Origin of the sequence: Rhodococcus koreensis (assembly GCF_017068375.1) — a bacterium.
GTDB lineage: Bacteria > Actinomycetota > Actinomycetes > Mycobacteriales > Mycobacteriaceae > Rhodococcus_F > Rhodococcus_F koreensis.
This window is the reverse complement of record NZ_CP070609.1, coordinates 3,695,116-3,709,929: the sequence shown is the minus strand read 5'-3', so window position 1 is coordinate 3,709,929 and position 14,814 is coordinate 3,695,116. Positions and strand designations below refer to the sequence as shown.

General features: G+C 64.0%; 10 protein-coding genes. 6 read left to right on the top strand and 4 right to left on the bottom strand.

Annotated elements, in window-relative coordinates:
• Positions 1-4: 4 nt before the first annotated feature.
• Positions 5-937 carry an SDR family NAD(P)-dependent oxidoreductase gene (locus tag JWS14_RS17060; protein WP_241031377.1) on the top strand — a complete coding sequence of 311 codons (933 nt, stop codon included), beginning with the start codon at positions 5-7 and terminating at the stop codon, positions 935-937.
• A 63-nt stretch (positions 938-1,000) separates the two neighbouring features.
• On the opposite strand, the gene JWS14_RS17055 is transcribed toward JWS14_RS17060, so the two are convergent.
• The 3 genes from JWS14_RS17055 to JWS14_RS17045 all read right to left on the bottom strand — a co-directional run bounded on the left by JWS14_RS17055 (position 1,001) and on the right by JWS14_RS17045 (position 3,789).
• Positions 1,001-2,371: an MFS transporter gene (locus JWS14_RS17055; protein ID WP_206013874.1), complete on the bottom strand. Its 1,371-nt coding sequence runs from the start codon at positions 2,369-2,371 to the stop codon at positions 1,001-1,003.
• Positions 2,372-2,403: 32 nt separating this feature from the next.
• Positions 2,404-2,895, bottom strand: coding sequence for a MarR family winged helix-turn-helix transcriptional regulator (locus JWS14_RS17050; protein ID WP_095861644.1), 492 nt, complete (start codon positions 2,893-2,895; stop codon positions 2,404-2,406).
• Between the two features lie 282 nt (positions 2,896-3,177).
• Positions 3,178-3,789, bottom strand: a complete 612-nt coding sequence (locus JWS14_RS17045; protein ID WP_095861645.1) for a TetR/AcrR family transcriptional regulator — start codon at positions 3,787-3,789, stop codon at positions 3,178-3,180.
• A gap of 108 nt (positions 3,790-3,897) precedes the next feature.
• Here JWS14_RS17045 and JWS14_RS17040 point away from each other — a divergent pair, with 108 nt between their 5' ends.
• The 4 genes from JWS14_RS17040 (at position 3,898) to JWS14_RS17025 (ending at position 10,717) form a co-directional block, all read left to right on the top strand.
• Positions 3,898-4,698 (top strand): SDR family NAD(P)-dependent oxidoreductase, encoded by an 801-nt coding sequence (locus JWS14_RS17040; protein WP_206013872.1) that lies wholly within the window; start codon positions 3,898-3,900, stop codon positions 4,696-4,698.
• Positions 4,699-5,058: 360 nt separating this feature from the next.
• Positions 5,059-5,892 (top strand): oxidoreductase, encoded by an 834-nt coding sequence (locus JWS14_RS17035; RefSeq protein WP_095861647.1) that lies wholly within the window; start codon positions 5,059-5,061, stop codon positions 5,890-5,892.
• A gap of 125 nt (positions 5,893-6,017) precedes the next feature.
• Positions 6,018-6,818, top strand: a complete 801-nt coding sequence (locus JWS14_RS17030) for an SDR family NAD(P)-dependent oxidoreductase (protein WP_095861648.1) — start codon at positions 6,018-6,020, stop codon at positions 6,816-6,818.
• Between the two features lie 389 nt (positions 6,819-7,207).
• Complete coding sequence (locus JWS14_RS17025; RefSeq protein WP_206013871.1) at positions 7,208-10,717, top strand: serine/threonine-protein kinase; 3,510 nt, start codon at positions 7,208-7,210, stop codon at positions 10,715-10,717.
• Between the two features lie 261 nt (positions 10,718-10,978).
• Here the strand turns inward: JWS14_RS17025 and JWS14_RS17020 are convergent, their stop codons facing one another.
• Complete coding sequence (locus JWS14_RS17020) at positions 10,979-13,072, bottom strand: ISAzo13 family transposase (protein WP_206013870.1); 2,094 nt, start codon at positions 13,070-13,072, stop codon at positions 10,979-10,981.
• 130 nt (positions 13,073-13,202) lie between these two features.
• On the opposite strand from JWS14_RS17020, the gene JWS14_RS17015 reads away from it, so the two are divergent.
• Positions 13,203-14,663 carry an MDR family MFS transporter gene (locus JWS14_RS17015; protein ID WP_206013869.1) on the top strand — a complete coding sequence of 487 codons (1,461 nt, stop codon included), beginning with the start codon at positions 13,203-13,205 and terminating at the stop codon, positions 14,661-14,663.
• Positions 14,664-14,814 lie beyond the last annotated feature (151 nt).

Genomic DNA, 14,814 nt, shown 5'->3' with positions numbered 1-14,814 from the left:
CAGGATGATTGTGAGTACAGACGGACCGCTCGTCGGAAGAGTGGCAATCGTGACCGGCGCGGGCCGCGGCGTCGGGAGAAGTGAAGCACTGGCTCTGGCAGCGGCGGGGGCCAAAGTAGTCGTCAATGACGTCGGCGTAGACAGTGACGGCGTCGGGTCCACACACGGACCCGCCGATGAAGTGGTTGACACGATCCGCAGCACCGGTGGAGAGGCGGTCGCCAGTTACGAATCAGTCGCCGACTGGGCGGGTGCGGGCCGGGTGGTCGACACCGCGGTCGATGAGTTCGGCAGGCTCGACATCGTGGTGAACAACGCCGGCATCGTTCGGCAACAGATGATCGAAGACATCACCGAAGAGGACTTCGACGCGACCATCGCGGTCAACCTCAAGGGCACGTTCGCCATCTGCCGCCATGCTATTCCCGTCCTGCGACGATCCGGGTACGGGCGCATCATCAACACCACGTCGAACCAGTGGGCGGCACCGCTGGGAAACGCACATTACGCCGCCTCGAAGGGCGGTGTCACCAGCCTCACCTACGACCTGGCCTGGGAACTTCAGCACGACAAGATCACGGTCAACGCCATCGCACCGTTCGCGGCCACTCGTATGACACAGGATGCGAGCGAGCGGGACGCCGCTCTCATCCAGCAGAGAGTGATGAGCGCCAAGCGAGCCAAAGCGAAAGAGGCGCGCACAGATCCGGAACTGACCACTCCCATCGTCCTCTACCTCGCATCCGAAGCCGCGTCGGAGGTCACCGGCTGCGTTTTCCGTACCGGCGGCGGCAAGGTCGGTCTGTACACCCATCCGGTCGAGACACGGACGATCTTCCGTGACGAGAACACGGGCCCGTGGCCGTATGACGACCTCGTGGACCTGCTGCCCCGGAGCGTCCTGTCTGCCGGTTCGAAGGCTCCGCACATTCAGTGATCGCCTGAAACAACCCTGATGGGCGGTACCGCAAACGCGGTACCGCCCATCGGATTTGGTCAGCTAGCTGGGAGGGGAGAAGTTGCCTAGACGACGTAGACCTGTCGCGGTGAGCACCGCAAGCACGAGTGCGAGTGCGATCAGGGCGATGACAATCGAATGCAATCCCGCATCGGTGGCGTTGTCACCGAACGAGACACTGATCAAACCGGACGACAAGATCGCACCGAGATACATGAATGTGCGCATCAGGCCGGCGGCCACTCCGACATTCTCGGCCGGGGCCTGACGGTACAGTGCGGCCTGATTGCCGATCATGCCGAGGCCAGACATGATGCCGAAGATCGTGGGAACGACGACCAGTACCCACATCGGTGTATTCGTCGTGAAGGTCAGCAGACTTGTCGTACCCACGATCGCCGCGATCGCCGTCACCACGAGTGACGACCTGATCAGGTTCCGCCGGGCGAATGGCATCGAGATCACGATCGCGATCACCGACATCGGCAGCATCACGAGTCCAGTCTGTCCTGCCGACAGCGCTCGGCTTTCCACAAGCCACTGGGTCAGTCCGAACAAGATCGTGTAGTTCAACAAGAACGTCACCGCCACCCGAACGTATGTGCCGGTCAGGGCGCGGTTACGTGCGATCAATCCGACGTCGATGAATGGCTTGCCTACCCACAGTTCCCACAGGACGAAGCAAATGAGCAATACACCACAAAGGCTGACGACAACCCAGTTCGGGTGCTCGAGGTTGCCCAGCACGTACAGCAAGCTGGCGATCGTTCCGGCGAACAGGATCAACCCGCCCGGATCGAGATCCCGAACGAGCGATGCCCATCGCGTCCTCCCCGTTCTCGGATCCCGCGGCACCCACACGAGGGTCAAGATCAACCCGATGGCCGCCAACGGCAGGTTCATCACGTACGTCACTCGCCAGCCGCCGATGGCAATAAGAAGCCCTCCCAGCGGTAGTCCCACCGCCGCGGTCACCTGACCTGCGATAGCCAGGGCCCCGAGGGCGCCTCCTGTCCGGCCGGCCGGTCGTTCCTGCGACCACGCCCGGATGATCATCATCGCCGTGGGGTATCCGGCGGAGGTCCCGACTCCGAGCACCACGCGGGCGGCAACGAGCATCGGCATATTCACTGCGACGGTACCGAGCACCCCGCCCAGCGCCACGAGCACGAGCCCGCCGAGAAACACCCGTCGTGGTCCGAACACTTCGGCGAGTTTTCCCATGGCGGGTTGGCCGATTGCGCTCGCAAGGTAGAGCGCCGCAACCAAACTCGCCGTAGCAGCCGACCCGACGCCGAAAGCGCTTCCTACCGCCACGAGGGTGGTTGCGATGACCGAACTGTTGATCGGGTTCAACGCCGAGCCCAACAGCAACGGAGTGATCAGACGCCAACTCGGCGTCTCAGCCTGCATGGGTTTGGGCTGCTGGGTATGCACGGCCGGGCTCACAGAAGGGCCACCCTGGAGCGACCGGCGCGGCGAGCGACCGGTGGGACCTCGCAGTCGGCGAGCCGGTTGAGGATATCGACCAGCACCGGAAGTGCGTCGTACTCTTCCGGGCGTAACACATGATCCACGGCGGCGGTCAACCACGCATTGCGCAGTTCGAGTACCGACTGCAGCACTTCGCGGCCCGTTTCGGTAGCTGCGATCAGCATGCGGCGGCCGTCCTCGGGGTCCCGGTGCCGGACCACGAGGCCCTCCTGTTCCATCGGGCCCAGTACCGCGGCCATCGATTGTGGACGCATGGATTCCGCCGCGGCGAGATCACTCGCGGTACTCGGCGGGCCGTGCACGATCCGGTCCAGAGCAGATAGCTGGCTCCGACTCCACGGAGAGTTGTCGAGCCCCGACTCTGACCGAATGCGACCGCGTAGTCGCTGGATGGCTAGATCGAGATCAACGGCCGCTGACGAACGGCTCGAACCGGATTTCATAAGCAAAACTATACAGTTAATCTGAACAGATTTGGAGACAGATTTATCACATCGGCCTAGTTCGGTTCGAGGCTGCACGGATTCAGGACAAACCGAATAAGCTGCAGTGCAATAAAATTGAGACATATACGCTGCTGTCGCTAGGGGGCCACTGCGTGTGACGGGCCCGATGCGCCCACATCGCGGGCCCGCGAATTGCTGGCGCGAAGATGTCGGTGAGAAGGGGATGCCTCGGCCGGCGAATCTCGAGTGGACGTCGGTGGTGGTTGAACGACGATCTGGTCACTTCTCTCTGGAAGGGGAGAGGGCGATCACCAGCAGCGCTTCGAGTCGGCGGGTGAGTTCGTCCGGATCGGCGGTAACGAGTGCGGTGCTGCCCAGCATCTTTCGCATGAGCCAGAACCCCGCAATGACCGAATGCGCCAGCATCGCGCGCTCGTCCGCATCCGGACCCTCGAGCAATTCGCTCAAGTACCGTCCGGCGTGCCTTTCCACCCCTGCCCGCACGATCTCCGCCGCCCGGGGGTTCGAGGCGGAGCGAAGCATCAGCAGAAAGGGGTCGAGATGCTCGGATTCTGGTGCCGTGCGCTCGACCAGGCGTGCGGCTACATCACCGGCAAGCGTTGCTGGGTTGTCCGACAACACTGTTCGTGGGGCGAAAGCGGTATCGACCGCCTCGGTGAAGAGCTGTTCCTTCGAGCCGAAATAACGGTTGACCAACATCGCAGTGACTCCGGCCGACTGCGCGATCTCACGCACGCCCACGCCGTCGTATCCGTGCCGCGTGAAAGCGATAACCGCCGAGCGCAGAATCGCCTCCCGGGTAGCGGCGGCGTTGCGTACTCGCTTGGGTGGGGTGCTGCTCCGGGCGAGGTCCGCCCCGTCGTGGCTCATACAAGCAGTCTACCGCTGAAGTATACGGATGTAGACATTCGGTTCGGCTAAGTATACGGTTGTAGATATCGAGCCGTTCAGGCGCTGCCTCAAGGAAGACCATCGAAAATGGAACTGAAACTCACTGGTAAACGCGCTTTGGTCACCGGATCAAGTACGGGTCTGGGAGAGGCCACCGCGAAGTTGCTCGCCGCCGAAGGCGCTAGCGTCGTGGTGCACGGACGCAACGAATTTCGTGCGCAGGCGGTTGCGGAGGAAATTCGCTCCGCTGACGGCGTGGCGAGTGTCGCGGTCGGAGATCTTGCTACCGACGACGGAGCTGACGCGGTCGTCGCCGTCGCTCTCGCCGACGGACCGATCGACATCCTCGTTAATAACGCCGGTGCCTATGACCAGGTCGGCTGGGCGGAGGCCACCGCGGCGATCTGGGCGCAGACCTACAACGTCAACGTGATATCGGGGGTCCGAATGATCCAGAGGCTCGTTCCCGGCATGCGTGAACGGGGGTGGGGTCGGGTGGTCCAGATCGGCGGTGGTCTCGGCCTCCAGCCGATGGCCGTGCAACCCCACTACAACGCCACCCTCGCAGCCCGGCACAACCTGGCCGTATCTTTGGCGCGCGACCTCGAGGGCACGGGAGTCACCTCAAACACAGTGGCGCCCGGGGCCATCCTTGTGGACACGGTGCAGGAGCTCGTCACCAGCATCGCACCCGCACACGGATGGGGCGGATCATGGGACGAGATCGAACGCGCCGCGGCGAGCGAATGGGTGCCGAACGACGTCGGCCGCTTCGGTCGCCCCGACGAGATTGCCGCGGCGGTCGCCTACCTCTGCAGCGACTACGCCGAATACATCAGCGGTGCCACGATCCGCGTCGACGGTGGCACGATCCGATCGGCGTTCTGATTCGTCGTGTTGTGCGGGCGCGTCATGTACGCCAATCGGAAAGACGCAGTGTTCCTGTCCGAGTCTCGATATCGGCACTCGGGTCTCAACCAGGCGCAGGCGAGTGCTTCCCGCTCCGCCCTGTCGCGTTCCCGCGACGGGCGATCACGATCCCGGTCCGATGTCCGGTCGAACACTCCTTTCCCGGACATCGGACCGTATCCACCTCTCGTTCTGCGGCCCGGCAGTCGCGCCGGTTTTCTCTGCCGACCAGCTGTCGGCGAGGGTCGACGGGCAGTCGGGAGTGGCCCGCCTGGTAGGCGGGTGTGTGATGGAAAGGCATAACCAACTAGTCAGTTACTAAAGGTGGAGGAGAGAACTATGGCGAAGACTTGGCTTATCACCGGAGCTTCACGCGGATTCGGCCGCGACCTCGCAAAGGCTGTCCTCGATCGAGGGGACAACCTAGTCGCAACAGCGCGCCGCCCGGCGGATCTGACCTTTGTCGGTGACAACGACCGTGGGCGGATCTTCCAGCTCGACGTCACCGACGCCGCGGCGGCGCGCGCTGCCGTCCAATTCGCTGTCGTCGAGTTCGGCGCGCTCGATGTGGTGGTCAACAACGCGGGATACGCCAACAGTGCTCCGATAGAGGAGATGGATGACACGGATTTCCGGAACCAGCTCGAAACCAACTTCTTCGGTGTGGTCAATGTGACCCGCGCCGCCCTTCCGGTCCTACGGAAGCAACGCGGAGGTTTCTTCGTGCAGTTCTCCTCCGTCGGCGGACGTGTTGGTGGAACTCCCGGTCTGGGCGCGTACCAATCGGCGAAGTTTGCCGTGGAAGGATTCTCCGAGGTACTGGCCAACGAAGTGCAGCCATTCGGTGTCAAGGTGCTCATCGTCGAACCAGGAGCGTTTCGCACCGACTGGCAGGGGTCGTCGATGCAATTACCCTCTGTCGGAGCCGATTACGAGCACACCGTTGGCGCGGTCAACAGTTACCGGCGCGAGAACGATGGAACCCAACCCGGCGATCCAGCACGAGCAGCGAAAGTGATCATCGATGTCGTCGAATCCGACGATCCCCCGAGAAGGCTGTTGCTCGGAGCCGGCGCCGTCGAGATGGCACACAAATCGTCCGTCGAACGCGCCGCAGAGGCCGACAAGTGGGCAGCATTGAGCCGGGCAGCAGACTTTCCCACTGGTCCGTAGCCGTCACCCACTTGTGCTTCATTGCACCCATCTCCGGCGACGAGCACCGAAACTCCGAGGACCACACCCTGAGCGCCATCTCCCTGGTCGGCGCACCGATTACGACCCACTCAACAGGAGGAAACATGGAACTGAATCTCACCGGAAAGCGCGCCCTGGTCACCGGCTCGAGCGCCGGCTTAGGAGAGGCGACCGCCAAGCTTCTGGCGGCAGAGGGCGCCACCGTCATCGTTCACGGCCGTGACGAGGCCCGCACCAATAGGGTCGCCGACACAATTCGTGACGCCGGCGGCGCTGCCGTGGTAGCGCTCGGGGATCTCGCCACCGACCCCGGTGCGGACGCGGTCGCACAGACGGCTCTCGCCGGCGGTCCGATCGATATCCTGGTCAACAATGCAGGCTTCTACCGACACCTGTCGTGGGCGGACGCGACACCGGACGAATGGGCGTTCACCTACAACACCAATGTGATTTCCGGTGTGCGGATGATCCAGCGTCTCGTGCCGCAGATGCGTGAACAGAACTGGGGACGCGTCATCACGATTGGCGGTGGTCTCGCCCTGCAGCCGATGAACACGCACCCGCAGTACAACGCGACGCTCGCAGCACGACACAACCTGGCGGTCTCACTCGCACGCGAACTCGAGGACACCAGGGTCACGTCGAACATCGTCTCGCCCGGCGCGATCCTGGTGGAGGCAACACAGGAATTGGTGACCAGCATTGGGCCTGCTCGCGGCTGGGGGCAGACGTGGGAAGAAATCGAACCCAACGCGGTCAACTCGCTCATCCCCAACGATCGGGGTCGTTTTGGTTACCCCGACGAGATCGCCGGTGCAGTGGCCTACCTCTGCAGCGACTACGCAGAGTACGTCAGCGGCGCCACGATCCGCGTCGACGGTGGCCTCATCAAGGGTGCCTTCTAGAGGCCCGGACGAAACAACGGTCTGACGGGTAGGCCTGCTCATCACCGGGTCGAGTCGCGGCCAGGGGGAAGCACCGTGGCCTCTCTCGCCGCCGAGAGAATAGCAGTGCAAACCACGGCCGCAACGAAACTCGCGCATTCCAGGCCGCTGACACCAGCGCTGTCGAGGCCGGGTGAGTGTTTGCCGTAGGCGACGCGCCGTGCGGGTAAAGCGAGACTCGTACGGCTCAACCCCGCCGTGGGGTCTGATCCTTCTCGGCCGGCGGCGATGGCAGCACAGCGCGGACCCATCGGAACCGGAACTTATCGGAACTATGCTGAGAAAACTGGCGAGAGGTGACGAGATGGCTACACAGATGTGCACGGTTCACGTTCGCGCCGAGGACGACGATGGCTGGCTCAGAACCACTGGCGACGACACAGCGTGACCCGATCCCTGGCATCGTCGCCGAACTTGCTGCGGTCGGACTCACCGACGCCACGGAAATCGGGCGCGGGGGATTCGGCATCGTGTACCGCTGCCAGCAGTCGGCCCTCAACCGCACCGTCGCCGTCAAGGTACTGACCGCCGACTTCTGCGCCGCGGATCGCGAACGGTTCGTCCGTGAACAGCTCGCCATGGGCCAACTGTCCGGTCACCCTCACATCGTCGATATCCACGAGGTCGGGACGACAGCGAGTGATCGCCCCTATCTGGTCATGCAGTACCGGGCGCTCGGCTCCTTGGACACCCGAATCCGCCGCGGCGGCCCCCTCGGATGGGCACAGGCGCTGCGCCTGGGCGTCAAGCTCGCCGGGGCGCTCGAAACTGCACACCGCCTCGGTGTACTGCACCGTGACGTCAAACCAGGGAATGTTCTGCTCACCGACTACAACGAACCACAGCTGACCGATTTCGGCATCGCGCGGATCAGCGGTGGATTCCAGACCGCGGCCGGCACCATCACCGGGTCGCCAGCCTTCACCGCCCCCGAGGTGCTGCACGGGCAACCACCCTCCCCGGTCTCGGATCTGTACAGCCTCGGCGCGACCCTCTTCTGCGCCATCACCGGCCATGCTGCTTTCGAGCGGCGTAGCGGCGAACAACTCGTCGCCCAATTCCTGCGAATCACCACCCAACCCGTACCCGACCTGCGCGGGGGAGGGATACCCGACGACGTAAGCAGTGCCATCGAACACGCGATGGCGGGCGATCCTGATCAACGCCCCCCGACGGCATCGACCTTCGGAAACGAACTACGGGAAATCCAGGCCCACCACCACCTCCCCGTCGACGAAATGGCTCTGCCGACTCATCTCCGCACACCCGAAGAGATACCTGCCGAACACGGCGACCGGGCAGCGCGAGTCGCCCAGCTGACTCCACCTACCCCGGCAACCCGGTTCCGCCCGCCCAACACTCCTCACGAGTTGGTCCCACGCACCCGACTCATCGACACCCTGCGCGCCGGCCAACCGCGGCGACTGACCGTCATTCATGCACCCACAGGATTCGGCAAGAGCACTCTCGCCTCCCAATGGAGCGAGAACCTGGCCGACGACGGCGTGGCTGTCGCATGGCTGACCGTCAACCGCGATGACAACAATGTGGTGTGGTTCCTGTCTCATCTCATCGAGGCAATACGGCGAGTGCGGCCGGCCCTCGCCCGGGAGATGGGTTTAACCCTGGAAGAGCACGGAGACCAGTCGGAACATTACATTCTCACATCCTTGATCAACGAGATTCACCAGGCCGAAGGGACTATCGCCCTGGTCATCGATGATTGGCACAGAGTCACGAACCCGGACACCGTCGCCGCCCTGGCCTTCCTGATCGACAACGGTTGCCACCACCTCCAGATCATCGTGACCACCCGAACCCAGATGGGGCTTCCACTCAGCCGTATGCGTGTGCTCGATGAATTGACCGAGATAGATGCCAGCCAATTGCGTTTCAGCCCTGACGAGTCGAGAGCCTTTCTCGCCGAATCTGGATTGAAACTCCCTGATACGGCGATCACCGAACTATCGGCGAACACCGAAGGGTGGGCGGCCGCACTCCAATTGGCCTTGCTCTCGCTGCGCAAGACCACCGATCCCGGCGAGCTGATCGGACACCTGTCCGGCCGGCATCACTCCATCGGAGAGTTCCTCGCGGACAACGTGCTCGACACCCTCGAACCGCAGACGCTCGACTACCTGATGGCGACCTCGGTCACCGAGCGGATCAGCGGCTCACTGGCATCCGTCCTGACCCGATCCCACCGAGGCCAAGCCATACTCGAAGACATCGAGGAACGAGACCTTTTCCTGCACAGGCTCGACGATGAAGGACAGTGGTTCCGATACCACCACATGTTCGCGGAATTTCTCCAGAAAAGGCTCGAAAGAGATCAACCCGACCGCGTCGTCACCCTGCATGAAATCGCCGCCGAATGGTTCGGCACCCGGGGGCTACTCAGTGAGGCGGTTGATCATGCATTGGCGGCCGGAAAACAAGCCACAGCCGTCCGCCTGCTCGAACGCGACGGCATGTCCATGCTCGAACACGCCCAGATGGCGAGCTTTTTGGCGTTGATCGCCAAACTGCCCCCAGGGTTGGTCGAGCACAGTCCCCGACTGCAACTGACCACCGCGTGGGCCGAGTGCACCATGGTCCAGCCGCACCGTGCACGCGCAGCACTCGCCCGCGTCTACCGGTTGCTCGAGACGAACCAGGGCACCGACCACGACACCGCCGAATTGCGCTCAGAAGCTGACGTCGTCCAAGGACACATCGCGATCGAATCGGATCGCATAGGCGGCGTCGACGACCTGATGTCCCGATGCCTGAGGGATCCAGGGAGACTGCCCCCATGGGTCGTCTCCGCCGCCGCCGACATCGCGACTTTTGTCGACATCCATCAGTTCCGATTCGACACCGCGATCGATCGTCAAGTCTGGGCGGGTCCGTACCACGATCGCACTACGGGCCCCTTCAGCGTGATGTTCGGGCATTGCTTCGCTGGTCTCGCGCACCGTGAAAAACTCGCCCTCGCCGAAGCAGAGGCCGAGTTTCGCGAAGCGCTCCGTTTGGGTGCCACCCTGGGCGGAACCCAATCCCGTGCTGCGCGACTTGCCAGCGCGCTCCTCGCCGAACTGCTCTACGAACAAGGTCACATCACCGAAGCGGAACAGCTGCTTTATGAGAGCAACGAAATCCGTGACCAAGGCGGGGTCGTGGATTTCATGCTGGCCCGCTATGCCACCGGGGCACGGATCAAGGCCTTGCGCAACGACAGCGAATCTGCGAAACGGTACCTCGACGAAGGCACACGCATCGCCATCACCCGACGACTCCCACGACTACAGGCGCGGATGGACTACGAACGAATCCTCCTCCATCCAATGACCGGAGAACGACTCGACGGCATCGTAGCTACGCCCTATTCCCATCGCCGAACTCCCGTCGACAGCCTCGACGAAACCACCGTCCAGCTCGAGGAAGCAACCGCGATCCAGCTCCTCCTTTTCGAGCCCAACGCGACACCGCAGACGCTCGCACTCGCCTGCGATTGGGCCGGCCAATGGGTGCAGACGCTCGAGGGGCGAGGCCGGCCACGCGCTGCACTTGACGCGCAGCGACTCCTCGTGGAGGCCTTCGCCGCTGCCGGACGCACCGAGCAAGCCAAACACCTCCTCACAGCAGTCATGGCGAAATGTGCCCGCATCGGCCTGAGGCAGTACCTGCTCGACGGTGGACCACACGTCCTCCCACTCGTCCGTGAGCTGAGACAAGACGTCGAAAACGGCCACTGGCAGAGCAATTGGGAACTGGTGCCGTCCACCTTCCTCGATGACGTCCTGGTCGGCTCCGAACATCCCGCATCGGAACGCAACCAGGCTTCCGGCTCGACGGAGCGCCCGCAAGACCCGCGTTGATCCACGCCAACACGGTGTTTCCGAGTCTCCAGCATTTCTCCGTGGCCGGTCGGTGATCGTGGACGGGTTGTGTGCGAAAGACCACATTTGATAACTAACCGGTTGGTTGTATGGATGCTATTCTGACAAACAACCAGTTAGTTAGAAACGTTTGGGGAACGCCTGCGTCCCTCCGGGGGACGGACTTGGTCAGGCAGGTGCCCTAGGCCCTTCATTGCAGATCCGAGGTAATCATGCCTACTCCGTCGTGACTGTAAGGAATTAATGTGTCGATTCGGTTGTGTCGTCATCTCGTGGTGGTATGGCGGCGAGGAGGGCGGCGGCGGTGCGGTAGCGGGTGGGTGCCGGTGCCGGGGTGTAGCCGTCCTGTTCGAGCAGTGGCCGCACGTCGAGCAGGGCATTGCCAATGGTGCGAGGGCTGACCTGGAACAGTTCGGCCAGGACGGCGCGGTTGCAAAGTCGCCGCAGGTGCAGAACGGTGGCCAGGACGCGTTCGGCATCGGTGATCTTCTGGAGGAAGATTCCGCCGCGGCCCCCGGGCATGCGTTCGCCGCCGCGTTGGGTGTAGCGGCGCCGTTCGACCAGGGCGGCCTGCCGGACGGCGAGGCGTTTGACGAGGTCGCCCAGTTGCCGGCGACTCATGCCGGTCAGAGCCGGATGCGACAGTGCCTCGGGGAGCGGCCGATTCGGTGTCGGGTCGGGTGCCGTGCCGTCACGGAGAAATCCCGCGAGGTCTGCGGCGGTGCTGAAGCGAAGCCCGATGGTCGGGGTGACGTGATGGCCGTGTTCGTCGAGCAGCATCCGCGTTTCGGCGATGATTTCGCCGATGGAGTTCGGATTCACCCCGAGCAGATCCGAGAGCACCCGCTGAGGGCAGACCTGCCGCAGATACACGACGGTGATCAGCAGGGCCGCGGCGTCCGACAGCAGCCGTCGCCCACCGGCACCCGGGGCATTGCGGCGCCGGCCGCCGCGTTGGTGCCAGCGGCGTTGCTCGGCGCGGGCGGCCTGGGCCGGTGCCAGCCGTGCGGTGAGTTCGTCCAGCTCGTCGCCAGTCATGCCGGTCAGGCGCGGGTCGGCGAGCATCGCGACGGCCGCGGCACGCTCGCCTTCCCGGTCCCGGCCGGGAACCGGAGCGGCGTCGGCGTGAGTGGGTTCGATGGTGTAGTTCCACGTTCCGCACTGGGCGTGCGGGCGGATGGGCAACGCGCGCAACTCGTCTCGACCAACCGAGATCCCGATCGGGTAGTCGCCGGTGTCCAGCTCGGCGTCCACGCGCAGCCCGGTGCGGGTGCGGGTGGAGGCGATGGTCTTGACCACGACCTCGTGGCTGGTCAGCGGCCGCCCCCGCCAGTTCATGGTGATCTGGGAGAACAACCGGTGCTCGATCTTGTTCCACTTCGAGGTGCCGGGCGGGAAGTGGCAGACCGTGATCGCCAACCCGGTCTCGGTTGCCAGTGCGGCCAATTCGGCCTTCCACAACCGGTACCGGTAGCTGTTGGAGCCACCGGCGTCGGCGGTGATCAGCAGCCGGCGCGCGTGCGGGTAGTCGGCGGCGCCGCGGGCCTGCCACCAGCGGCGGATGGAGGCGACCGCGAACGCGGCGGTGTCGTGGTCGACGCCGACATTGACCCAACCGGCGTCGGTGGTCAGGTCGTAGACGCCGTACGGGATGGCCCGTTCCGCATTCGGTCCGGTGAAGAAGCTGTGATCGACCACCCGCACCGGATCGCCCTGCGGGCGCCACTCGCGCCCCGGGGTGGGCAGCTGGCCGAGTTGTTCCTTCTTCTTCGAATCGACGCTGATCACCGGCTCGCCCGCGTCCTGGTGCGCCTTGACCTGCTCGTTGATGTAGCGGAACTGCACGTCCCGGTCCGGGTGCTGCTCGCCTTCCAACGTCTTGGCGTTGGCCTGCAAACTGAATCCGTTGTCCCGCAACAATCGTCCCACCGTCGGTGCGGACACCGGATGGCCCTGCCGGGTCAGCTCCTCGGCCAGGTGTCGCAGCGACTTGGTCGTCCACCGCAACGGAGACTCCGGATCCCCACGCTCATCCGGCTCGACCAGCGCCAACAACGCAGGCACCAGCTGCGGATTCAGCGCGTCCGCACCCTTGCGGCCCCCACCCGGACGGCGGACCCGACCCGTCGGTGCCGGATGCTCGCCGGCCTCCAACTCGAACACGCCCCTGCGAACCGTGGTCTCGCTGACACCGACCGCCCGGGCCACCGCCCGCACCCCGCCATGCCCCAGCGACCGGGCCTCCGCCGCCAACGCCAAACGCCGCTGCCGCTCGTTCAGATGCGGCAACAAGACCTCGAACCGCTCCCGCAACCGCCCGTCGACCTCGCTCACAACCGCCCTACCGCACCGACCCGACTCAAACCGCAAAACACCATGTTATTACCTTACAGTCACGTCGTCCACGGAACCCGCACAGAACTCTGCCGAGCACGCCGGAACAGTGCCATCGGCAGGTCTTGCCATGAGCGCGCTGATAATGGCAGTTTTGCTCGCAGCCCTCGACCAGACGATCGTCTCAACCGCGCTGCCTGCGATCGCCTCCGACGTGGGCGGGTTCGCGTACATCGCCTGGGTCAGCGCCTCCTACCTCCTCGCGACAACGGCATCGACACCGCTGTGGGGAAAGCTCGGCGACATGTTCGGCCGCAGACGCCTTTATCTGGTTGCCATGGCCGTGTTCCTCGTCGCATCCGGATTGTGCGGACTGGCCCAGGACATGATTCAGCTCGTAGCGGCACGCTCCCTACAGGGCTTGGGCGGCGGCGGAATGCTGGTCCTCACGTTTGCACTGGTGGGGGATGTGGCCGGTCCGGAGGACCGGAGCCGATACCAAGGTATGTTCGGTGGCGTCTACGGCGTAGCCAGCATTCTCGGTCCTGTATTGGGAGGCGTATTCACCGACCAACTCTCCTGGCGCTGGGCCTTTTTGATCAACCTCCCCATCGGCCTGGTCGGTTTGCTACTCGCTTCGCGGAACCTACCCGCGGGCGCCAAGCGCCGGACTGGTCCCATCGACTACCTCGGAGCGACGATTCTCGCGGCCCTATCGGTCTGCCTGGTGCTGATCGTCTCCTTTGGTGATCAGTGGGGCTGGATCTCCCCCCGCACCATTGCCCTTGCGGCGGCGGCCGTGGTCTTGCTCCTCGTCCTCCTTCCGGCCGAACGCCGGGCACCCGAACCGGTATTGCCACTGCCCATGTTGACGACCACAACGGTATCCATTGCCGCACTCGTCGGCTTCATCGCCAATTTCGCGATGTTTTGTGTGCTGGTCTACCTGCCCACCTATCTGCAGGTAGTGCACGGCGTTTCCGCAACACTCTCGGGCGTACATATGCTCCCGCTTGTCCTCGGCCTCGTCATCAGCCAAGCGCTCGCCGGCCGATGGACCGGACGTACCGGTAAGTGGCAACTCTGCCTCGTTGCGGGCATGGCACTGAACATTGTCGGACTGCTTCTGCTGGCCACCCTCAGCGCCCAGACCAGCGCTTGGGTACTAGGCCTCTACTTCGCTGTGGTCGGTATCGGCATCGGAATGGTGCCGATGGTCATCATGGCCGCCGTCCAAAACGCCGTCGACCCCGCCGACCTGGGCGCGGCCAGCGCCATGGTCACATACTCTCGCTCGATGGGAGCAGCTTTCGGTGTCGCAGCGTTCGGGGCCGCGTTCAACCACGCCTTCAACCCGCGACTGACCACTGCGCTGAACCATTCGGCCCTGCCGGCCGAGTTCGATCCCACCAAGACCGATACCATCGCATCTCTATCGCCCGCGGTGAAGATTCCACTCCTGGAGGCGTTCTCGGACACCGTCGCCAGCACCTTCCTCGCGACCGTCCCGCTGCTTGTCCTCGGTTTCGTTCTCACCCTCTTCCTCGCGACGAGACGCAGCGCGGCACCACGCCGCGCGGAGGTGAAATGAAACCGCGCGAGGCCGTATTCGCTGAAGGGGTAGTCCGCGGCCTGCCTGCCATCGACCGCAGTCTCGCGAGGATGCAGCAGCTCAGGCGTCAATTTGGCCCTCGTCATTCGTCTACAACACCGAGAATTCACGCGAACACACGGATCACGCC

What these genes read in the sequence shown, in the direction of transcription:
- JWS14_RS17060 (WP_241031377.1), top strand. Translation starts at nt 5, where the DNA reads ATGATTGTGAGTACAGACGGACCGCTCGTCGGAAGAGTGGCAATCGTG.
- JWS14_RS17055 (WP_206013874.1), bottom strand. Translation starts at nt 2,371, where the DNA reads ATGCAGGCTGAGACGCCGAGTTGGCGTCTGATCACTCCGTTGCTGTTG.
- JWS14_RS17050 (WP_095861644.1), bottom strand. Translation starts at nt 2,895, where the DNA reads ATGAAATCCGGTTCGAGCCGTTCGTCAGCGGCCGTTGATCTCGATCTA.
- JWS14_RS17045 (WP_095861645.1), bottom strand. Translation starts at nt 3,789, where the DNA reads ATGAGCCACGACGGGGCGGACCTCGCCCGGAGCAGCACCCCACCCAAG.
- JWS14_RS17040 (WP_206013872.1), top strand. Translation starts at nt 3,898, where the DNA reads ATGGAACTGAAACTCACTGGTAAACGCGCTTTGGTCACCGGATCAAGT.
- JWS14_RS17035 (WP_095861647.1), top strand. Translation starts at nt 5,059, where the DNA reads ATGGCGAAGACTTGGCTTATCACCGGAGCTTCACGCGGATTCGGCCGC.
- JWS14_RS17030 (WP_095861648.1), top strand. Translation starts at nt 6,018, where the DNA reads ATGGAACTGAATCTCACCGGAAAGCGCGCCCTGGTCACCGGCTCGAGC.
- JWS14_RS17025 (WP_206013871.1), top strand. Translation starts at nt 7,208, where the DNA reads ATGGCTGGCTCAGAACCACTGGCGACGACACAGCGTGACCCGATCCCT.
- JWS14_RS17015 (WP_206013869.1), top strand. Translation starts at nt 13,203, where the DNA reads ATGAGCGCGCTGATAATGGCAGTTTTGCTCGCAGCCCTCGACCAGACG.